We start from the raw sequence: 21,144 nt of genomic DNA, 5'->3' as shown, positions 1-21,144 counted from the left end.
TCCTTCGTTTCTATGTCTACGACAACGATAGCTAGTGCGAGAGGAGTGCGACGGCTTCGACATGGTGCGTATTCGGAAACAGGTCGAAGGCACGCAGGGTCTTCATCTGGTAGCCGTGCTCCGCAAACAGGGCAACATCGCGCGCCAATGCAACGGGATCGCAGGCAACATAGACAATCTGGCTCGGGGACAGTGCACCCAGCTGATCGACGACCTGTCGACCAGCGCCAGAGCGGGGCGGGTCGAGAATCACTGTTCCGGCGGCGAGGCGGCTGCGCTCAGCTGCACTGGCATCCTTGCTGATACGGGCCAGGTAACGGTCGACCCTGTCGGTCTGCGCGCTGGCGCCCATCCAGTCGGAGAGGTTCTCTGAAGCGAAGTCCGTCGCGGTTGCGTCGCTCTCCACCGAGGTGATGCGCGTTGCCGGTCCGAAGCGGTCGCCAACGGCCGCTGCCAGCAGCCCGACTCCACCGTAGAGGTCGAGGTTTGCGGCACGCGGATCGAACAGTGCTTCGTCGATGGTGTCCTGCACGGCCTTGTACAGCGTCTCGGCCGCACGGGCGTGCACCTGCCAGAAGCCGGTCACGTCGAGTTTGAACTCACGCTCGCCCACTCGCTCGGTGATCACGTTGCGCGGGCCAGGCTTGCGCTTGCCCTTGGCGTCGGTCTCAGCGACGATGACCTGGACACGGCCGGTGCTCGGTCCGACGATGTCGACCGATGCCGCACCGGGGAACCGTCCGTCAAGCGGCGCAGCCATTTCGACGTCGTGCGTGGCCAGCGGCAGGTCGTCCACCGCAATGATCTTGTGTGAGCGTGCGGCGTACGGGCCGACGAAACCGTCTTCTCCGACGTGCAGGCGAACCCTGGTGCGCCATCCGGTGCCGTCGAGCTCGTCGCCAGGAGAGGCGTTTGGTCCGACGGGCACGGCCTCGACCGCAACATCCGTCTCAATTTTTGCCATGCGCAACATGGCGTCGGCGAGAACCTGACGCTTCAGCTCTCGCTGGTGGGCGAGCTCAATGTGCCCGAATTCTGCGCCACCCGCACGGTTTTCAGGGGCGCGCTCGATAGCAGCTGCTGCCCAGACGTGGGGCTGGCGCTCTGGTGCTGGGGTGAGGACCTCGACGGTCTCCGCGCGCCAGAAGCTCTTGTGATTCGCTTCGGTGAGTCGAGCGCGAACGCGCTCCCCAGGCAGGGTGTCACTCACGAAGATGACGCGGCCCTCATGGCGTGCCACGAAGATTCCACCGTGGGCTACGTTGGTGACATCAAGCTCGAGTTCGGTGCCGACCTCTGATCCCGGAGTTTTCTGTGACGGTTGAGAGTTTCGGTTTGACTGCGTGCGATTGGTGCCCATATATCGATAATCCCACACCCCAGGAGTAGCAGCATGCGCCTCTTTTTGGCCTCCACCTCGCCCGCACGGCTTGCGCTGCTCCGATCCGCCGGCATCGAGCCGCTGCTGGCTGCACCGGATGTCGACGAAGATGCCGTTGCCGACGCTGCCGCCACCGCCGCCGGCGCGCCATTGGACCCCGCCACTCTCGTCGAGTTGCTGGCCAGGGCGAAGGCAGAGGCTGTCGCGAGTTCAGCAGCGGATGATGGCGCGGGGCGCACCGGGCTCATTCTGGGCGGCGACTCGATGTTCGTCGTTGACGGCGTGATCTACGGCAAGCCGCACACCAGCGAGAAGGCCACGGCCAGGTGGTTGATGCAGCGCGGCAAGACCGGGCAGCTCTACTCGGGCCACTGGCTCATCGAGCAGGTCGACGGCGTCACCGTGGCGGCCAACGGGGCCGTCGCCGTTGCAGACGTGACGTTCACCGACGATATGACGGATGCCGAAATCGATGCGTACGTCGCAACAGGCGAACCGCTCTTCGTCGCCGGCGCTTTCACCATTGACAGCCTCGGCGCACCCTTCATCACGCATATCTCCGGCGACCCGTCGACGGTGGTCGGGCTGTCGTTGCCGACGCTCCGCCGAATGGTGCGCGCGATGGGGCACGAGTGGTCGAGCCTGTGGAACCGTTCCTAGGAATCTGACGTTCTTGTAGGCATCCGCAGGAGAGACGCGTTCTTTTTTGTCGAACAGATCCAAAACAACGCACGAAGCGGGCAATAGGCTAGGGGACTGTGTCTCCTATAACGAAGGTTCTCATCGCCAACAGGGGCGAGATCGCAGTACGAGTGATCCGCGCCGCGAAAGACAGCGGGATTCTCTCCGTTGCCGTCTACGCCGACCAGGACCGTGACGCCCTGCACGCCCGCCTCGCAGACGAGGCATACGGGCTGGACGGAACAACGAGCGCAGAGACGTACCTCGTCATCGAGAAGATCCTCGCCATTGCGCGCCGCTCTGGAGCCGACGCAGTGCACCCCGGCTATGGGTTCCTCGCCGAGAACGCAGACTTCGCCCGCGCCGTGATTGCGGCCGGCATCACCTGGATCGGCCCGTCGCCTGAGGCCATCGAGAAGCTCGGCGACAAGGTGTCGGCCAGGCACGTTGCCCAGCACGTCGGCGCACCGCTCGCACCCGGCACGCTGAACCCGGTCTCCGATGCCTCAGAGGTGCTTGACTTCGTCGACACCCACGGACTGCCCGTTGCCATCAAGGCAGCATTCGGCGGCGGCGGCCGCGGCCTCAAGGTCGCACGCACCCGTGAAGAAGTCCCAGAGATGTTCGACTCAGCCACCCGCGAGGCGATCGCTGCCTTCGGACGTGGCGAGTGCTTCGTCGAGAAGTACCTCGACCAGCCGCGTCACGTCGAGACCCAGTGCCTGGCTGACGCGCACGGCAACGTCGTCGTCGTGTCGACTCGCGACTGCTCGCTGCAGCGCCGTCACCAGAAGCTCGTCGAAGAGGCCCCGGCGCCGTTCCTCACCGAGGAACAGACAGCACTGCTGTACAGCGCGTCGAAGGCCATCCTCAAGGAGGTCGGCTATGTCGGCGCCGGCACCTGCGAGTTCTTGATCGGCAAGGACGGCACCGTCTCGTTCCTTGAGGTCAACACCCGCCTGCAGGTTGAGCACCCCGTCTCAGAAGAGGTCACCGGAATCGACCTCGTCCGTGAGCAGTTCCGGCTCGCCGCCGGCGGCGTGCTCGACTACGACGACCCCATCGCCACCGGCCACTCCTTCGAGTTCCGTATCAATGGAGAGGATGCCGGCCGCGGCTTCATCCCCTCCCCCGGCCCGGTTCAGATCTTCAAGCCGGCCGGCGGACCCGGCGTGCGTGTCGACAGTGGCGTGCAGTCAGGCGATGTCATCTCCGGCTCGTTCGACTCCCTGCTGGCCAAGCTCATCGTCACCGGCGCCACTCGCGAAGAGGCCCTTGAGCGTTCGCGCCGCGCCCTCGATGAGTTCGAGGTCGCCGGCCTGCCCACCGTCTTGCCGTTCCACCGTGCGATCGTGCGCGACCCTGCTTTCGCTCCCGCCGACGGCGCACCGTTCTCGGTGTACACGCGCTGGATCGAGACCGAGTTCGACAACACCATTGAGCCATGGACCGGCACCCAGACCGACACAGAGGCGTCGCACAAGCGCCACAGCGTCGTCGTCGAGGTCGATGGCCGCCGCATCGCCGTCACCCTTCCGGTGCGTTTGCTGCCGGGAGCCGCCGCAGGCGCATCCGCTGGAGCAGCACCCAAGCGCCGCGCTGGGGCGCACGCGATCGACACCGCCACCGGCGATGCCGTCAAGGCGCCGATGCAGGCAACCGTCGTGAAGATGGCCGTCGCTGAGGGTGACACGGTCGTCAAGGGTGACCTGCTGGTCGTGCTCGAGGCCATGAAGATGGAGCAACCACTGACCGCACACAAGGACGGCATCGTCGGCAGCATCACCGCGGTTGTCGGAGCAACGGTGGCGTCGGGTCACCTGCTGCTCACCGTCGTGGACGCCGCAGCAGACGCCGCGTAAGCGTTCGCACTTAACACCGTTCGGCCCGCGCACTGCGGGCCGAACGCCGTTAAGCGCGTGTTCGTTCTGGGCTCTTTTTTCTGGGCTCGTTCTTCTGGGCTAGAGGACGACGTGCATGGCGCGCGCGGCATCCGAAATGGAGCCGGTGAGCGACGGGTAGACGGCGAACGCCCGCGCGACCTCGTCAACGCTGAGGCGATGTTCGACGGCCAGGGCCAGCGGGAAGATGAGCTCACTGGCCTTGGGGGCGACGATAACGCCGCCGATGACCGTGCCGCTGCCGGTGTGGGCGAACAGCTTCACGAAGCCGTCCTTGATTCCCATCATCTTGGCGCGCGGGTTCGACGCGAGCGGCAACTTGTAAATCTCGCCCTGCACGAGGCCGTCCTGAATCTGCTTCTCTGTCCAGCCGACCGTGGCGATCTCCGGCTGGGTGAAGATGTTCGACGACACGTTGCGAATCTCGATGGGGTTGACCGTGTCACCCATGGCGTGGAACACGGCGGTGCGCCCGGCCATTGAGGCAACGGATGCCAGGGGCAGCTGTGTCGTGCAGTCGCCGGCCGCGTAAATGTTGGGGACGGACGTGCGGGATACCCGGTTGACCCTGATGTGGCCGGAGTCGGTCATCTGCACCCCGGCCTCTTCCAGCCCGACGTCTGCGGTGTTGGGGATGGACCCGACGGCCATCAGGCAGTGGGTTGCCTCAACGGTGCGGCCGTCTGACAAGGTGGCGATCACGCCGGTCTCCGTGCGCACGACGGAGTCGGCACGCGACTTCGACAGCACAACCATGCCGTTGCGCTTGAACACGTCTTCGATGACGCGTGCGGCATCGACGTCTTCGCCTGGCAGCACCTGGTCGCGGCTGGAGATCAGCGTCACCTTCGCACCGAGCGCACGGTATGCGGAGGCGAACTCTGCGCCGGTCACGCCAGACCCAACGACGATGAGGTGCTCAGGCACCGCCTTCAAGTTGTAGAGCTGGGTCCAGGTGAGGATGCGCTCCCCGTCGGGAATTGCAGACGACAGGATGCGCGGGCTCGCACCGACGGAGACAATGATGGTGTCGGCGTCGAGACGTTCGAAGTCGGTTCCGGCGTCGCCGGGGGCGGTCGAGACAATCACACCGCTGGGCCCGTCGAGTCTGCCCTGTCCCTGGATGAGGCGCACTCCTGCCCTGATGAGGCTGGCCTTCATGTCTTCGGACTGCTGCCGCGCGAGCCCGAGCAGACGCTTGTTGACCGTGGCGAGGTTGATGGCAACCTCTGGGCGCGTCGGCTTTCCATTCTCTCCGCGTACGAAGAACTGCACGCCGAGCTCGGAGGCTTCCCCAATGGAGTTGGACGCCTCTGCCGTCGCGATCAGCGACTTTGAGGGGACAACGTCGGTGATGACGGCCGAGCCGCCGACGCCGACTCGCTCGACCAGGGTGACATCCGCTCCCTGCTGGGCGCCGGCAATGGCAGCTTCGTATCCGCCAGGCCCTCCGCCGAGTACAACAATTCTCTGCTTGCGTTCGAACTCGTAGGGCATGCCCCCATTCTTCCCTACCTGTGGACGTGCCGACAAACGGCTGGGGCCCGTGCTCTTTCGCGCGCGCCTGCAAAAACGCGCTGCTCAAAATCGATCGGGAATTAGAGTGGTGGAATGCTTACCCTTCTGACCAATCCTCTTGATGACCCCCAGACTGACCCGTTCGACGTTGCGCGGATTGCTGCAGAGCAGATCAGTGCTGCCACCGGTGTCGAACGACACGACATCGCGCTCACCCTGGGCAGCGGATGGGGCAAGGCTGCCGACTTGATCGGTGAGACCACCCACACCATTCCCGCACAGGAGATCACCGGATTCAGCGCACCGGCACTCGAAGGCCACGTCGGCACGCTCCGCTCTGTGCTGCTGCCGAGCGGCAAGCGCGCGCTCGTCATCGGCGCTCGCACCCACTACTACGAGAACCACGGCGTGCGTCGCGTCGTGCACAGCGTGCGCACCGCAGCGGCGACCGGTGCGACGACGATGATCCTCACCAACGGTGCGGGCGGCATCCGTGAGACCTGGACGCCGGGAACCCCCGTGCTCATCAGCGACCACATCAACCTGACGGCCGACTCACCGCTCGAGGGCGCCACCTTCATCGACCTCACCGACCTGTACTCGACGCGCTTGCGCGACCTGGCCCGCGACATCGAACCCAGCCTGGACGAAGGCGTCTACTGCCAGTTCCGCGGCCCGCACTACGAGACGCCGGCCGAAGTGCAGATGGCGAAGGCCATCGGCGGTCACATCGTCGGCATGTCCACCGCCCTTGAGGCAATTGCCGCCCGCCAGGCCGGTATGGAAATCCTCGGGATGTCGTTGATCACCAATCTGGCAGCCGGCATCCAGAAGACGCCGCTCAGCCACCAGGAAGTCATTGAGGCCGGCCGCGACGCCGAACCCGTGATCACCGCGCTGCTGGCGAAGATCGTGGCCGCACTGTGACCGGCGACCTGAGCCGCGGCCGGCACGCAGCGGGCCCAGACGAGAACTTCGAGCCGACCGACACCCGCACGGCGGCGCTCCCCGTCGTTCCTGACGAGTCGCAAGTCGAGTCGCCTGCGGATTCGCCGGCCGACGACATCACCGCGATCGCGACGGCCTGGCTGCTGCAGGATCCAGACCCGGAGACCCAGGCCCAGCTCCGCGCCCTGATCAACGCTTCCCGCGATGGAGACCAGGCGGCGACAGCCGACCTGCACTCCCGGTTCGACCATCGCCTGGCGTTTGGAACGGCTGGCCTCCGCGGCGAGATTGCCGCAGGCTCCAACCGGATGAACCGTGTGCTCGTGTCCCAGGCCGCCGCCGGTCTCGCCGCGTACCTGATCGGCGCTGCCCCTGCCGGCACCACGCCATCCGTCGTCGTCGGCTATGACGGCCGCAAGAACTCCCAGATCTTCGCCACAGACACGGCAGAGCTGATGGCGGGAGCCGGCGTCCGCGCCATCCTGCTGCCGCGCCTGCTGCCGACCCCCGTTCTCGCGTTCGCGGTACGGCACCTGAACGCCAGCGCCGGCGTCATGGTCACCGCCTCGCACAATCCACCCAACGACAACGGCTACAAGGTGTACCTCGGCGGCGATGACCACGGGTCGCAGATCGTCTCCCCAGACGACGCCGCGATTGCCGCCGAGATTCTGAAGGTCGCCTCAGAGCGCCTCGTTCCTGAGCTGCCCCGCGCCGCGTACGAAACCGCGGATGAGAGCGTCGTTCAGGCGTATGTCGACGCGACGGCGAGTCTCGCTCCTGCGCCACGCACCCAGGTCAATTCTGTGTACACCGCCTTGCATGGTGTCGGCTGGGACACCACCAGGCGAGTGCTCGAGAAGGCCGGCTTCGACCAGCCGACGCTCGTCGACGCGCAGATCGCCCCCGACCCTGCGTTCCCGACCGTCTCCTTTCCGAACCCGGAAGAGCCCGGCGCCATGGACCTCTCCTACGAGACCGCGCGCGAGGTCTCGGCCGAACTCATCATCGCCAACGACCCGGATGCCGACCGCCTCGCTGTCGCCATCCCCGACGCGGCAGAAGAGAGCGGATACCGTCGCCTGAGCGGCAACGAGGTCGGGGCGATCCTCGGCTGGCGCGCCGCGCGCATCGCCGCCGACGTGCAGGGAGATGGTGCAGCCGAAGGCACACTGGCCTGCTCGATCGTGTCGACCCCAGCGCTGAAGGCGGTAGCGGATGCCTACGGCCTCGGCTTTGCAGACACGCTCACCGGTTTCAAGTGGGTGTCTCGTGCCCCCGGCATCATCTTCGGCTTCGAGGAAGCCCTCGGCTACCTCGTCAACCCTGGCACGGTGCACGACAAGGACGGCATCTCCGCCGCTGTCGCGCTGCTCTCCCTGGTCAGTGAGCTGAAGGCTGATGGCTCAACGCTGGCGGAGCACCTCGACCACTTCGCAGAGACGTTCGGCTACTTCGCGTCAGGGCAGATCTCGGTTCGCGTGACCGACCTGTCCCAGATCAGCACCGTCATGACCAGGCTCCGCGACACTCCCCCGGCATCCGTCGGGTCTGTCGCCGTGTCGCGCATCGACGATCTGAGTGGCGGGTTCGCCGGGCTGCCGCCGAGCGACGTGCTGCGCATCTGGCTGGCAGACGGCTCCCGCGTCATGGTGCGGCCGAGCGGCACGGAGCCGAAGCTCAAGGTCTACCTCGACACCCAGAGCACCGATGGCACCGTCGCCGAGCGCAAGGCTGCGGCCACCGCGACCCTCGCAGAACTCGACCGCGGAATGCGCGCACTGATCGGCTGACGCCTGCGTGCACGGCATCCATTCGCAAGAAATCGACCTATACGTGCGCGTTTAGGTCGATTTCTTGCGATCGGAGCGCATTCGTCGAGGCGATGACCGGCGCACGGCGCCCCTTCCTGGCCCGCACGGCGATGCCCGCGCACAGGATGACAGCCAGGCCACCGACGATCGTCGGCCAGGTGAGGTCTTCGTGCAGCAGCAGGAACGCCCACAGGATGGTCAGCACCGGTTGCACAAGCTGCACCTGGCTCACCTGCGTCATGGGCCCGATCGCGAGCCCGCGATACCAGGCGAAGAAGCCGAGGAACATGCTCACCACGGCCAGATAAGCGAATGCGGCCCACTCCGTCGGCGTTCCCGTTGGTGGTTGCTGCACCGCAGCGGCGATGGTGAGGCCGAGCATCAACGGTGAGGCCAACACCAGTGCCCACGAGACGGTTTGCCAGGCGCCGAGTTCGCGGGCGAGCAAGCCTCCCTCTGCATAGCCGATCGCCGCGGCGACCACAGCGCCGAACAGCAGCAGGTCGGACGCCGTCAGTTGCGCGAAGCCACCGCCCTGCAGCGAGGCGAACGCGATCGCGACCATGGCGCCCACCCCGGCCATCACCCAGAACGATACCGGTGGGCGTTCCTTCCCACGGATGACCGCCATCACCGCTGTGGCAGCGGGGAGCAGGGCGATGACGACGGCGCCGTGACTCGCCGGAGCTGTCGTGAGCGCGAACGAGGTCAACAGCGGGAAGCCAAAGACGACGCCTCCGGCGACAACCGCCAGACGGACCCACTGGATACCGTGTGGACGTTGCTGCTTCGTCAGCGCCAGGGCGGATGCGGCGAGCACGGCGGCGACGACAGCCCTGCCAGATCCGATGAACAGCGGCGACAACCCGCCGAGGGCGATCCGCGTGAATGGCACGGTGAAGGAGAACGCGAGAATTCCCGCGAGTCCCCACCAGAGGCCCGCGTGAGACCGGGATATCACTGGCAACGCGATACGAGTAGCGCTACTGTCTACATTCATGGACAACGATAGCACCTCTCGGATTGTCGCCGACCTTCGCACCTGGATCTCCGCCGCTCCCGCCGGAGCGAAGCTTCCGTCGACACGTTCCCTGGTCGCCAGGTACGAGGCAAGTCCGGTGACCGTGCAGAAGGCGATGCGGGCGCTCACCGCGCAGGGCTTGATCGACAGCCGCCCTGGCGTCGGTACGTTCGTCCGTTCGGTGCGCACCGCACGCCCGCTCGACTACGGCTGGCAAACGGCGGCCCTGCGCCCACTCCACACCCGCTTCTCCACGTCGTCGTCGACGATGCGAACCGGCACGCACGGAGCGATCGCCCTGCACGCTGGATACCCCGACCGTGAGCTCCTGCCGGAGCGACTCGTTCGGGCAGCACTCACCCGCGCGGCGCGGGGCGACGCAGCACTCTTCCGCTCGCCAGCTTCTGGGCTTCCCGAATTGCAGTCGTGGTTCGCGACAGAGCTCGCTGCCGCCACTCCGGTCGGAATCACGCCCCCCACACCGAGTGATGTCATCGTGCTCCCCGGTAGCCAGAGCGGTCTCAGCTCGATATTCCGAGCCCTCGTCACCGCCGGACAACCCCTGCTCATGGAGTCGCCGACCTACGGCGGGGCGATCCTTGCGGCCGCACAGGCCGGCGTGCAGGTCATTCCCGTGCCCAGCGGCCCGAACGGACCTGAGCCCGACGTGCTCGCACGCGCGTTCGAGGAGAGCGGGGCTCGGGCCTTCTATGCCCAGCCAAACTATGCCAATCCCACCGGTGCACAATGGTCGCCGGACACGGCGAGCCAGATTCTGGACATCGTCCGCGCAGCCGGCGCCTTCCTCATCGAGGATGACTGGGCTCACGACTTCGGCATCACCACGACACCGACCCCCCTCGCCGCCCAGGATGACGCTGGACATGTCGTCTACATTCGCTCGCTGACCAAGAGCGTGTCTCCGTCCATCCGAATCGCCGCCGTCATCGCTCGCGGGCCGGCGCGTGAGCGGATCCTCGCCGACCGCAGCGCGTCGTCAATGTATGTGAGCGGCATCCTTCAGGCTGCTGCACTCGACGTGGTGACCCAGCCAGGATGGCAGACCCATCTCCGCGGCCTTCGACAGCAGCTGCGCTCACGCCGCGATCTGCTCATCGACAGCCTTCAGGAGCATGCGCCTCTCGCCCATCTCACCACCATCCCGGCAGGCGGGCTCAATCTCTGGCTCCGACTTCCGGACGGCACGCCTCTCGACCGGCTCGTGCGCGAATGCGAAGACGGCGGCGTACTCATCGCCGCCGGCAGCGAGTGGTTCCCGGCAGAGCCGGCTGGCCCGTTCGTCCGCCTCAACTTCTCGGGCGCCAATCCTGGCGCTTTTCCGGCGGGCGCACGCATCCTGGGCCAGGCCCTCGGTTCCTAAGCCAGCCGCATAAACCAGCTGCAGCCATACCGGCGGTAGCTAGCCCAGCGCCTTTTCGAGCTTGTCCGACAGCTCATCGAGGTCGAAGTAGTTGTCGATCACGATGACATCGGCGTTGGTCTTACCGATGAAGCCAACAAGCTCAGATGATGTCAGGATCACCTGCGCGTCGGCGGCCACCAGCGCAACGCTCGCGACATCGGTCGCCGTGACGTCGGCCTGGATGTCCAGCCGGTCGAGGGCGCGCTCCGCGTTTGTCTTGAGGATGGCGGATGTTCCGATTCCCGCTCCACAGATGGTTACGATTTTCATTCTGAATCCTCAGGTATGGAGCCGGCATCGGGAGCATTTTCGGCACGCGGAACGGCTGCGTCAGCCGAGATGGCACCGAGCAGAGAGCGAATCTCGTCGGCGTGCGTGGCGGCCCGAATGGCCGGGATGACGCTCGGGTCGTTGAATACGTTGGCGAGTTCTGACACGAAGCGCACGTGTTCGTCAGAGCTGGTCACGGCCAGGCCGAGCACAACGCCAACAGGGTCATTGTGCGGATGCCCGAACGCCACGGGCTCGGCCAGGGTCACGACGCTCAGTCCCTCGGCCACAACGTCCCCACCCGGCCGCGCGTGTGCAAGGGCCAGCCCGGGCGCAATCACGATGTAGGCGCCGAATTCGTCGATGACGCCGATCATGCGGCCGGTGTAGTCGGCGGTCGTTGAGCCAGACCGCTGCAGCGCATCACCGGCAAGCGTGATCGCTTCGCGCCAATCGGACGCGTGCGCACCAATTGCGATTGCGGAGTCAGGCAGTGGAGGAAGGGACATGGCTGCTTTCGAGGAGCGCGGCACGATGGACGAACGCGAGGTTAGGCGCGGCTGAACCCGGCGACGATGGCATCACTGAGTTCTTCCCGGTCTTCCAGCGCCAGGAACGATGCGGAGACGGCGTTGTGCTGAAACACTTCGAAGTCGTCGAGGTCGTAGCCGAAGGCATCGCTGAGCAGCGAGAGCTCGCGGCTCAGCGAAGTGTTGCTCATGAGTCGATTGTCCGTGTTGACCGTGACGTGGAAGCCCAGCTGGTACAGCAGGTCGAACGGGTGGTCGAGCAGGTCGTCACCCCACGCGGCGATGGCGCCGGTCTGCAGGTTGGAGGAGGGGCTGAGCTCGAGCGGGATCTCGCGGTCGCGCACCCACTGCGCCACCGAACCGAGCGTGACGTAGGTGTTGTCGTTGTCTTCGCGTTCGATCGAGATATCTTCGGCCAGGCGCACACCGTGGCCGAGGCGCAGTGCGCGACCGTCGACCAGGGCGCTGCGGATGCTCTCAACGCCGTCTGCCTCTCCGGCATGAACCGTGACGGGGAACAGCTCGCTGGCCAGGTAGTCGAACGCAGCCTTGTGGTTGCTGGCGGGGAAACCAAGCTCTGCACCGGCGATATCGAAGCCGACGACGCCGTTCGCGCGGTGGCGCACAGCGAGCTCCGCAATCTCGAGGCCGCGGCCCGCGTGGCGCATTGCGGTGAGGAGCTGGCCAATGCGAATGCGGGCGCCAGCCTTCTTGACACTCTCGATGCCGGCCTCTATACCCTCCTGCACCGCCTCAACGGTCTCGTCGAGGGTGAGCCCGCGCGCGAGGTGCTGCTCTGGCGCCCAACGAATCTCGCCGTAGATCACGCCGTCTACAGCGAGGTCTTCGACGAACTCGCGTGCGACCCGTACGAGACCCTCGCGGGTCTGCATGACGCCGGTCGTCACCTCGAAAGTCTTCAGGTATTCAACGAGCGAACCGGAGTTCGACTGGGATGCGAACCACTCGCCGAGCGCTGCGGCGTCGGTGACGGGCAGTTCCATGCCGATCGCGTCGGCCAGCTCAATAATCGTCTGGGGGCGCAATCCGCCATCAAGGTGATCGTGCAGGGAGATCTTGGGCAGCGCGTTGATGCTGATGCCCGTGCGTGGCAACAGGAATACCTCTGAGTTCGTGTTCACGTCACTAATCTACCGGCGTGAGGCGAACTGAGTCGCTCTGAAACCTGAACGAGCGCTGCACGTTCTCCCCGATGGCAGGGCGTTGGCCTAGCGACCGATGCGCTCGGCGATCAGGGGGCCACCATCGAGAATCGGCTCACCTGGATCACCGATGCGCCAGGCGCCCTCGATGGCCTCGAGTGCGCGAGCGAAGCGCTCCGGCTCGTCGGCGCTGAGCGTGAACAGTGGCTGGCCGGCGCGCACAGGAGCACCGGGCTTCACGTGCAGGTCGATGCCGGCAGCGTGCTGCACTGGGTCCTGCTTGCGTGCCCTGCCTGCACCGAGACGCCAGGCGCCGATTCCGAAGGGCAGCGCCTGCTGCTCGACGAGCACGCCGTCGCGATCGGCGGTGACGACGTGGCTTTCACGCGCGACGGGCAGCGCGGCATCCGGGTCTCCACCCTGCGCGCGAATGACTGCACGCCACTTGTCCATGGCGCGTCCATCGGTCAGTGCTGCCTCAACGTCGACATCCGTCTTGCCGACGAGCGCCAGCATCTCCCGCGCAAGTGCAACGGTGAGCTCGACGACGTCTGCTGGCCCGCCGCCGGCCAGTACCTCCACCGATTCGCGCACCTCGTTCGCGTTACCGATGGCCAGGCCGAGTGGCACGTTCATATTGGTGAGCAGAGCGGATGTCGCCACGCCGGCATCCTCGCCGAGTTCGACCATCGTGCGGGCGAGTTCGCGAGAGCGCTCGATGTCTTTCAGGAATGCACCAGAGCCGAACTTCACGTCGAGCACCAGCGCGCCGGTGCCCTCAGCGATCTTCTTCGACATGATCGAGGAAGCGATGAGCGGAATGGCCTCGACAGTTCCCGTGATGTCACGGAGGGCGTACAGCTTGCCGTCTGCTGGCGCGAGCCCGCTGCCAGCGGCGCAGACGACGCCGCCCACATCGCGGAGCTGGGCCAGCATCTCCTCGTTCGTGAGGTTCGCCCGCCAGCCGGGGATGGACTCCAGCTTGTCGAGCGTGCCGCCGGTGTGGCCGAGGCCACGGCCGGACAGTTGGGGAACGGCCGCACCGAACACGGCGACGAGCGGCATGAGCGGGAGGGTGATCTTGTCGCCGACGCCGCCGGTGGAGTGCTTGTCGGTCGTCGGCTTCCCGAGTCCGTCGAAGCTCATCCGCTCACCGCTGGCGAGCATCGCCATGGTCAGGTCGCGGATCTCAGAGCGACTCATGCCGTTCAGGAAGATGGCCATGGTCATGGCCGCCATCTGTTCGTCGCCCACATACCCGCGCGTGTACGCGTCAATGAGCCAGTTGATCTGCGCCGTGCTCAGTTCACCCTTGTCGCGCTTGGCGTGGATCAGGTCGACGGCGTCGAACGACTCAAGCGCGATACCGGCGTTCGAGGCACTCATTCGGTGTCCGCCCTGTACTCGTCAAGCTGCCTCGGCCCGAATGCGTCGGGCAGCACCTCGTCGATCGTGCGAATGCCAGACACCGTCTCCAGCAGCATGCCGGCGGCGGAGTGCTCGAACAGAAGCTGTCGGCAGCGGCCGCACGGCATCAGCACCCCACCGGTGCCGTCGACACAGGTGAACGCCACCAGGCGGCCGCCGCCACCCATGATGAGGTCGGTGACCAGTGAGCACTCAGCACACAGCGTGACGCCGTACGAGGCGTTCTCGATGTTGCATCCGCTCACCACACGACCATCGGTCGTGATCGCCGCCGCCCCGACGGGGAACTTTGAGTACGGCGCGTACGCCTTACGCATGGCGGCGTCTGCGACGGCGCGCAGCGCATCCCAATCGATGGCTGACACCTGGTTGTCGGATACTGAATCCACGCTCTGACTTCCTGCCTACGACTTTATGTACGGTTTACCGGATGCGGCCGGGCCTCTGGACTTGCCCACCAGCCCCGCCACGGCAAAGATCGTGACCAGGTACGGCAGCATGAGCATGAACTCGCTCGGCACCGGGGACCCGATAATGCTGAGCACGTTCTGCAGGTTGCTGGCGAAGCCGAACAACAGCGCGGCGAGCGTGGCCCTGATGGGATCCCAGCGGCCGAAGATGACGGCGGCCAGGGCGATGAACCCGGCGCCCGCTGTCATCTCCTTACCGAAGGCGCCCACCGAACCAAGCGTGAAGTACGCGCCGCCGAGTCCGGCGATCGCGCCGGCGAGTGAGACGTTCCAGAACCGAGTCGACGTCACATTGATACCGACGGTGTCTGCCGCCTGCGGGTGCTCACCGACGGAACGAAGTCGGAGTCCCCAGCGCGTGTGGAAAATGCCGAAGTACACGGCGGCAACGGCGATGTACATGATGTACACGATGAGCGTCTGACGGAAGAAGACAGGCCCGATGATCGGGATCTCAGACAGCAGCGGAATGTTGATCCTGTCGAACCGCGGCGGCTGGTTGAGGGTCGCGGCGTTCGGGGCAAGCACCTGGGAGTAGAGGAACCCGGTGAGACCGGTGACGAGCACGTTGAGCACCACACCGACGATGACCTGGTCAACGAAGTACTTGATCGCGAACGCGGCGAGCACGAACGACACCAGCACACCGGCGACCATGGCAGCCACCAGACCGAGCAGCGGCTGACCGGTGAGCGAGGCAACCAGGGCAGACGTGAAGGCGCCGGCGAGCAGCTGACCCTCGATGGCGACGTTGACGACACCGACGCGCTCAGAGATCACGCCGCCGAGCGCACCGAAGATGAGCGGCACGGCCAGGCTTAGCGACCCGAAGAGCAGTCCGGGGACGGGGATCGTCGCACCAGCGGATGCCCAGGCCAGGAAGCCGAGCAGCGCCAGGAACGCAAACACCGAGATGAGCCAGAGTGGCGTCTTGCGGTGCGTCTGCACCATCCAGACGCTCAGCAGGGTGATCGCGAGCAACAGGATCGTCACGACGATACCGGTGGCCCTGGTGGGCAGCAAGAGATCGGGCAGCTGGATCAGGTCGTCTGAGGTGGACAGCTGCATGGTGCTGACACCGTCACGGCCGAAGACGACAAGCAGCACGAACGAGAGCAGGGTGAACACACCGAGTGCGATCGGCGTTTTCCAGCTCTTGATCATGGCGACGGCGGGTCCGGCAGTCGGTTCAACCGGCTGGGTGGGCTGTGAAACGTGGGCTACCGTACTCACTTTGCAGCCACCTCCTTGGTGACAGACGGGAGTGCGCGGCGCGGAGTTGAGCCCGGCGCCGGCAACCGGAAGATCGCGCGCACCAGCGGCGGTGCTGCGATGAAGAGAACGATGAGTGACTGCACGACGAGCACGATGTCGACCGGAACACCCTCGGCCGCCTGCATGGCGAAGCCACCAGCCTTGAACGCACCGAACAGGATGCCGGCGACGAAGACGCCCCACGGCTTCGAGCGACCGAGCAGCGCAACGGTGATGGCGTCGAAGCCGATGCCGGAGTCGATGCCGGCGCCGAAGCCACTTGTGGTTGTACCGAGGACCTGGTTGATTCCAGCCAGGCCGACGAGGCCACCAGAGAGCAGCATCGCGTAGACGTACATGCGGCTGACGTGGATGCCGGCAACGCGCGCAGCGTTCGGATTCACACCGACTGCCTTGAACTGGAAGCCCAGGTTCGAGCGGGAGAGCAACCACCAGGTGAAGATCGTTGCCGCGATCACCAGGATGAAACCGAAGTGCAGGTTGTAGTTCGGACCGAGCAGGTCGAAGAACACGGCCGTCTCCTTGGCCGCCGGGCTCTTCGGGTTGTTCGATCCAGGCGTCTTCAGGAATCCGTCGCGCAGCAGGTAGCTGACCAGGTAGAACGCCACATAGTTGAGCATGATCGTGGTGATCACCTCATGGGCTCCGGTGCGGGCTTTCAGCAGCCCGACGATTCCGCCCCAGAGCGCACCGCCCAGGATGCCGGCGACGAGCGCGACGACCATGTGGAGGCCGTACGGCAGGTCGAGTGCGAACGCCACCCAGCCGCCGAGGGCCGCTGCGATGAGCATCTGGCCACGGCCACCGATGTTGAACAGTCCGACGCGGAAGCCCAGCGCGACACCGAGGCCGGCAGCGATCAGCGGTGTGGCGAAGGTGAGCGTCTCGGTGAGTGGCTTGATGCCATCAGCGAATGACGGGCGACGGAAGTTGTAGATCGAGCCCTGGAAGAGCGCAGAGTATGCCCCTGACACCGAGTTCCACACCGCGGAGAGCAGGTCGCCAGGACGCGAGAAGAAGTATCCGGCGCTGGCCTGCACCTCTTTGTCGGTGAACGCGATCATGATCGCGCCAACAATGAGTGCGAGCACGACGGCAAGGACGGAGATGATCGCGCTGCCCGTCGTGATCTCGCGGAACATGGTGTGCCAGCGTGAAGGTTCCTCCACCTGGACTGGTTTGTCGGGCACGTGACTGTCGCTCATGCGGCAGCTCCTTCTCCTGCGGGCGATTCGCCAGCCATCATGAGACCAAGGTCAGAGCGGGGGGTGTCTCCTGGGACGATGCCGATGATGCGTCCGCGGTACATGACCATGATTCGGTCGGCGAGGGCTGCAACCTCGTCCAATTCTGTTGAGATGACGATGACCGGCGTGCCGGCATCGCGAGTGGTGACAATGCGTTCGTGGACGAACTCGATGGAGCCGACATCGAGGCCACGGGTGGGCTGGGCCGCGACGAACAGGCGGAGGTCGCGGCTGAGTTCGCGGGCGAGCACCACCTTCTGGGCGTTTCCGCCCGACAACTGACTGACCTTCGTCTCGATGCCCTGCGAGCGAACGTCGAATTCCTTGATCTTCTCCTCGGCGAATGTCGCCAGGTAGTCAAGCTGCAGGTTCCAGTGCTTCACGAACGGCTCCGTGTCGGAGCGGTCGAGCATCAGGTTCTCTGCAATGGTGAATTCGCCGACCAGGCCATCTTCGTTGCGGTCTTCAGGCACAAAGCCGACGCCGGCGTTGAGTACCTTGCGCACAGAGAGCCCACGCAGCGATTTTCCGTCGAGAGAGATCTCCCCGACGACACGCGGCTGCAGGCCGAGAAGCGCTTCGGTGAGTTCGGTCTGGCCGTTGCCCTGCACGCCGGCGATGGCGAGGATCTCGCCTTCCTTGACGTCGAAGCTGACGTTGTCGACGACGATGTTGCCCAGCGGGTCGAGCACGGTGAGGTTTGTGACGACCAAGGCCGGCTTGCCCGGCGTGGCCGGAGCCTTGTCAACGGTGAGGTCGACGGCACGGCCGACCATCATCGTGGCCAGCTCTTCGTTGCTGGCTGTCGGCGATGCTTCGCCAACGACCTTGCCCAAGCGGATGACGGTGATCCGGTCAGCGACTTCGCGCACCTCCCGCAGCTTGTGCGTGATGAACACGATGGAGGTACCGGTCTCCTTGAGCTGGCGCATGATGGCCATGAGCTCATCGGTCTCCTGCGGGGTGAGCACAGCCGTCGGCTCATCGAAGACCAGCACGCGTGCGTTCTGAGACAACGCCTTGATGATCTCAACGCGCTGCTGCACGCCAACGGGCAGGTCTTCGACAAGCGCATCGGGGTCAACGTCGAACCCGAAGCGGTCTGAGATCTCCCGCACGCGCTTCCGCGCCGCGGCCAGGTCGAGCCGACCACCGAATTTGGTCTCTTCGTGCCCGAGCATCACGTTCTCCGCCACGGTGAAGACGGGAATCAGCATGAAGTGCTGGTGCACCATGCCGATGCCGGCGCCCATGGCATCGCCGGGTCCTGAGAAGCGCTGGACGGTGTCGTCCAGCAAGATCTCGCCCTCGTCGGCCTGGTACAGGCCGTAGAGAACGTTCATGAGCGTGGACTTGCCCGCGCCATTCTCGCCAAGGAGGGCGTGGATCTCGCCGGCCTCGACAGTGAGGTTGATGTGGTCGTTCGCGACCAGGGCACCGAATCTCTTCGTGATACCGCGAAGTTCAAGCTTCATAATTCCTGATTCTATTGAGTGGACCAACGAATGCATGCTCGTCTGCACCAAAGTTGTGCCGTCTCGGTACTCGCCGCTCATATGTTAGCGAAGGGACGCGACTGAGCCGGGGGCGCCGCCCCTCGGCGACGCTCTCGACCCCGCCTTAACGAAGTTGGGGAGGCCAGCAATCGCTGGCCTCCCCCTCCATGTATATCTGTGTTGCTGTACTGCTGTGTTGCTCTACTGCGTGATAGCGAGAAAGAGTTACTTCGGTGTTGCGGGCGACTCGACCGTGATCTTGCCGCTGATGATGTCTGCCTTCAGTGCGTCTACTTCCTTGACGAGAGCAGGGTCAACCTTGGACTCCCAGTCGTGGAGCGGTGCGAGGTCAACGCCCTTGTTCTCCAGCGTTCCGATGTACGGGTCAGCTGAGAAGTCGCCGCCTGCCGCGTCAACGATGATCTGCTGGGTGGCATCCGTCATCTGCTTCATGACTGAGGTGAGGTACAGCGGCGCGAAGTCAGGCGCGGTCTCGAAGAGGTCGCTGTCGACACCGATGATGGCGACGTCCTTGCCGGAGTCTTCGATGGCCTGGGCAGTGCCCTGGAAGAGCGGGCCGGCGACCGGGAGGATGATGTCTGCGCCCTGGTCGATGAAGCCCTGGGTGATGACCTTGCCCTGGTTGATGTCGTCGAACGAACCGGCGAAGTTACCGGTCTGAGCGTCTTTGTCCCAGCCGAGGACCTTGACGTCAGTGCCCTTTGCCTCGTTGTAGTACGCGACGCCGTCAGCGAAGCCATCCATGAAGATGGTGACGGACGGGAACTGCTGGCCGCCGTACGTGGCGACGGTTCCGGTCTTGGTGGTTCCTGCAGCCAGGTAGCCGGCGAGGAATGCGGCCTGCGCGGTGTCGTACAGAACCGGCTTCACGTTGTCGAGTGTCAGCGGGCTGAAGTCGTCGTTCGACAGCGAGGAGTCGATGATGGCGTACTCGACGTCGGTGTTGTCCTGTGCGGAGTCGCGCGTGGCGTTGGCCAGTGCGAAGCCGACGGTGAGGATGAAGTTACAGCCCTGGTCGACCATGCTGCTGACATTGCTGTCGTACTGGTCGTCGGACTTTGACTCTGCCTGCTTGAACTCGACGCCGAGTTCATCGGCAGCCTTGGTCATGCCGTCGTAGCTCGACTGGTTGAAGGACTTGTCGTCGAACCCACCGAAGTCGGAGACGATGCAGGGCAGGAAGTCCGCCGCAGCTGCGCTGCCCGAGTTGTCTTCAGTCGGGGCAGGGGCACACGCGGCGAGCAGTGCGACTACTCCCAGCGCGGCAAGGCCGCCAAGCGTGGCCTTACGGGTCGTGATTGTCAAAATGACCTCCAAGATGCGCCCTGCGGCGGATCGCACGGGCTGTGTGGAGTCAACGTTACCGAATGTTGCACTGCTCAGATGAGCAAACTGGGGCTACGAACGAATGGTTACAAAGTCGCTACATTTCAGGCGACTGTTCGTAACAATTACCCCCCTCAACACCGCTCTGTGAGCGACGCCTGCCCTACTTCGGCGTCGAGGGTGACGTCACCGTGATGGTGCCGTCGATGATCTCGGAGCGCAGCCCGTCGATCTCCGCGTCGAGCTCGGCCGATACCCGGTTGGCAAGATCGTGATAGGGCGCGATCTCAACGCCGCCGTTCGCGAGAGTGCCGACGAATGGGGTGTTGTCGAATGTCCCGTCGATGTCGTCGCCGACGATCTTCACCACGGCATCCTGGGTGTTCTTCAAAACGCTGGTCAGCAGGACGGGCTTGAACTCAGCCGGCAACGTGTCGTAGCCGTCGTTGTCGACCCAGATCACGGCGACATCGGTGTTCTCGGCTGCGGCAGCCGCTGCACCCTCGCCCACCTGCCCTGCGACAGGCAGGATGACATCCGCTCCCTGGTCGATGAACGCCTGGGTGTACGTCTTTCCCTTATTGATGTCTTCGAAGTCACCCGTGAACGTGCCGTCCTGGGCTGCCTTGTCCCAGCCGAGCACCTGCACGCCGGTGCCATGCACCTCGTTGTACTTCGCGACGCCGTCGACGAAGCCGTCCATGAAGAGGGTGACAGGGGGCTGGTTGCCGCCGCCGAAAGTGGCGACCTTGCCGGTCTTGCTCACGCCGGCAGCCAGGTAGCCGGCCAGGTATGCCGCCTGCGCCGTGTCGAAGACGATGGGCTTGATGTTCTCTCCGTCGACCTGCTCATCGACGATAGAGAAATGCACATCGGGGTTGGCCGTCGCCTCTGCGATTGTCGCATCGGCCAGCTCCCACCCGACAGTCAGCACGAACTGGCATCCGGTATCGACGGCCTGGGTGACGTTGGGCGCGATGTCACTCTCGGAGTTCGACACGATGGCGTTCACATCGATGCCGAACTTCTCCTCTGCCGCCTGCAGCCCTTCCCAGCTTGACTGGTTGAAGGAGCGGTCTTCCAACCCGCCGGAATTCGTCACCATCCTGGCGCAGTAGTCGGCCTCAGACGACGCGCTGTCCGTGCTCGGAGCTGGCGCGCATGCCGCGAGCATGGCAACGGATGCCAGGGCAACGGTGATTGGGATGAGACGACGGCGTGACATGGAACC

Annotated in this window: 18 protein-coding genes; 5 read left to right on the top strand and 13 right to left on the bottom strand. The window is 65.0% G+C overall.

The window, feature by feature from the left end:
- Window positions 1-31: 31 nt before the first annotated feature.
- Entirely contained in the window at window positions 32-1,360 is a 1,329-nt protein-coding gene (locus AC25Z0_RS12040; protein WP_488133343.1) for a class I SAM-dependent RNA methyltransferase, read from the bottom strand.
- Window positions 1,361-1,393: 33 nt separating this feature from the next.
- On the opposite strand from AC25Z0_RS12040, the gene AC25Z0_RS12035 reads away from it, so the two are divergent.
- Both AC25Z0_RS12035 and AC25Z0_RS12030 read left to right on the top strand, forming a co-directional pair.
- Window positions 1,394-2,041, top strand: coding sequence for a Maf family protein (locus AC25Z0_RS12035; protein WP_488119893.1), 648 nt, complete (start codon window positions 1,394-1,396; stop codon window positions 2,039-2,041).
- 98 nt (window positions 2,042-2,139) lie between these two features.
- On the top strand, window positions 2,140-3,924 hold the full coding sequence (locus AC25Z0_RS12030; protein WP_488119892.1) for an acetyl/propionyl/methylcrotonyl-CoA carboxylase subunit alpha: 1,785 nt from the start codon (window positions 2,140-2,142) through the stop codon (window positions 3,922-3,924).
- A gap of 99 nt (window positions 3,925-4,023) precedes the next feature.
- Here the strand turns inward: AC25Z0_RS12030 and AC25Z0_RS12025 are convergent, their stop codons facing one another.
- Window positions 4,024-5,460, bottom strand: a complete 1,437-nt coding sequence (locus tag AC25Z0_RS12025; protein WP_488119891.1) for an NAD(P)H-quinone dehydrogenase — start codon at window positions 5,458-5,460, stop codon at window positions 4,024-4,026.
- A gap of 114 nt (window positions 5,461-5,574) precedes the next feature.
- Between AC25Z0_RS12025 and AC25Z0_RS12020 the strand changes: the two genes are divergently transcribed.
- Together AC25Z0_RS12020 and AC25Z0_RS12015 are read left to right on the top strand one after the other, a co-directional pair.
- Window positions 5,575-6,408, top strand: a complete 834-nt coding sequence (locus tag AC25Z0_RS12020) for a purine-nucleoside phosphorylase (RefSeq protein ID WP_488133342.1) — start codon at window positions 5,575-5,577, stop codon at window positions 6,406-6,408.
- A gap of 137 nt (window positions 6,409-6,545) precedes the next feature.
- Window positions 6,546-8,222, top strand: coding sequence for a phospho-sugar mutase (locus AC25Z0_RS12015; protein WP_488133633.1), 1,677 nt, complete (start codon window positions 6,546-6,548; stop codon window positions 8,220-8,222).
- 37 nt (window positions 8,223-8,259) lie between these two features.
- Here the strand turns inward: AC25Z0_RS12015 and AC25Z0_RS12010 are convergent, their stop codons facing one another.
- Window positions 8,260-9,243, bottom strand: coding sequence for a DMT family transporter (locus AC25Z0_RS12010; RefSeq protein WP_488119889.1), 984 nt, complete (start codon window positions 9,241-9,243; stop codon window positions 8,260-8,262).
- On the opposite strand from AC25Z0_RS12010, the gene AC25Z0_RS12005 reads away from it, so the two are divergent.
- Complete coding sequence (locus AC25Z0_RS12005) at window positions 9,242-10,645, top strand: aminotransferase-like domain-containing protein (protein ID WP_488119888.1); 1,404 nt, start codon at window positions 9,242-9,244, stop codon at window positions 10,643-10,645. The two genes, AC25Z0_RS12010 and AC25Z0_RS12005, sit on opposite strands and share 2 nt — an antisense overlap.
- Before the next feature lie 39 nt (window positions 10,646-10,684).
- On the opposite strand, the gene AC25Z0_RS12000 is transcribed toward AC25Z0_RS12005, so the two are convergent.
- The 10 genes from AC25Z0_RS12000 to AC25Z0_RS11955 all read right to left on the bottom strand — a co-directional run bounded on the left by AC25Z0_RS12000 (window position 10,685) and on the right by AC25Z0_RS11955 (window position 21,138).
- Window positions 10,685-10,957 carry a PTS sugar transporter subunit IIB gene (locus tag AC25Z0_RS12000; RefSeq protein ID WP_488119887.1) on the bottom strand — a complete coding sequence of 91 codons (273 nt, stop codon included), beginning with the start codon at window positions 10,955-10,957 and terminating at the stop codon, window positions 10,685-10,687.
- A complete protein-coding gene (locus tag AC25Z0_RS11995) occupies window positions 10,954-11,466 on the bottom strand; it encodes a PTS sugar transporter subunit IIA (RefSeq protein ID WP_488119886.1) in 513 nt (170 codons plus the stop codon). The genes AC25Z0_RS12000 and AC25Z0_RS11995 overlap by 4 nt, the downstream gene beginning before the upstream one ends.
- A gap of 41 nt (window positions 11,467-11,507) precedes the next feature.
- Window positions 11,508-12,629: an adenosine deaminase gene (locus AC25Z0_RS11990; RefSeq protein WP_488133341.1), complete on the bottom strand. Its 1,122-nt coding sequence runs from the start codon at window positions 12,627-12,629 to the stop codon at window positions 11,508-11,510.
- Between the two features lie 87 nt (window positions 12,630-12,716).
- On the bottom strand, window positions 12,717-14,036 hold the full coding sequence (locus AC25Z0_RS11985; RefSeq protein WP_488133340.1) for a thymidine phosphorylase: 1,320 nt from the start codon (window positions 14,034-14,036) through the stop codon (window positions 12,717-12,719).
- Complete coding sequence (locus tag AC25Z0_RS11980) at window positions 14,033-14,467, bottom strand: cytidine deaminase (protein ID WP_488133339.1); 435 nt, start codon at window positions 14,465-14,467, stop codon at window positions 14,033-14,035. Before AC25Z0_RS11980 ends, AC25Z0_RS11985 begins: the two co-directional genes overlap by 4 nt.
- 15 nt (window positions 14,468-14,482) lie before the next feature.
- Complete coding sequence (locus AC25Z0_RS11975; RefSeq protein WP_488133632.1) at window positions 14,483-15,712, bottom strand: ABC transporter permease; 1,230 nt, start codon at window positions 15,710-15,712, stop codon at window positions 14,483-14,485.
- 65 nt (window positions 15,713-15,777) lie between these two features.
- Window positions 15,778-17,028: an ABC transporter permease gene (locus AC25Z0_RS11970; RefSeq protein WP_488119882.1), complete on the bottom strand. Its 1,251-nt coding sequence runs from the start codon at window positions 17,026-17,028 to the stop codon at window positions 15,778-15,780.
- On the bottom strand, window positions 17,025-18,545 hold the full coding sequence (locus tag AC25Z0_RS11965; protein ID WP_488119881.1) for an ABC transporter ATP-binding protein: 1,521 nt from the start codon (window positions 18,543-18,545) through the stop codon (window positions 17,025-17,027). Before AC25Z0_RS11965 ends, AC25Z0_RS11970 begins: the two co-directional genes overlap by 4 nt.
- Window positions 18,546-18,791: 246 nt before the next feature.
- Entirely contained in the window at window positions 18,792-19,892 is a 1,101-nt protein-coding gene (locus tag AC25Z0_RS11960) for a BMP family lipoprotein (protein WP_488119880.1), read from the bottom strand.
- 184 nt (window positions 19,893-20,076) lie between these two features.
- Window positions 20,077-21,138 carry a BMP family lipoprotein gene (locus AC25Z0_RS11955; protein WP_488133338.1) on the bottom strand — a complete coding sequence of 354 codons (1,062 nt, stop codon included), beginning with the start codon at window positions 21,136-21,138 and terminating at the stop codon, window positions 20,077-20,079.
- Window positions 21,139-21,144: the final 6 nt, after the last annotated feature.

It is taken from the genome of Leifsonia sp. Y862, from assembly GCF_057669585.1.
Note: the sequence above shows the minus strand (reverse complement) of the source record. Positions and strands in the feature narration are given on the sequence as shown.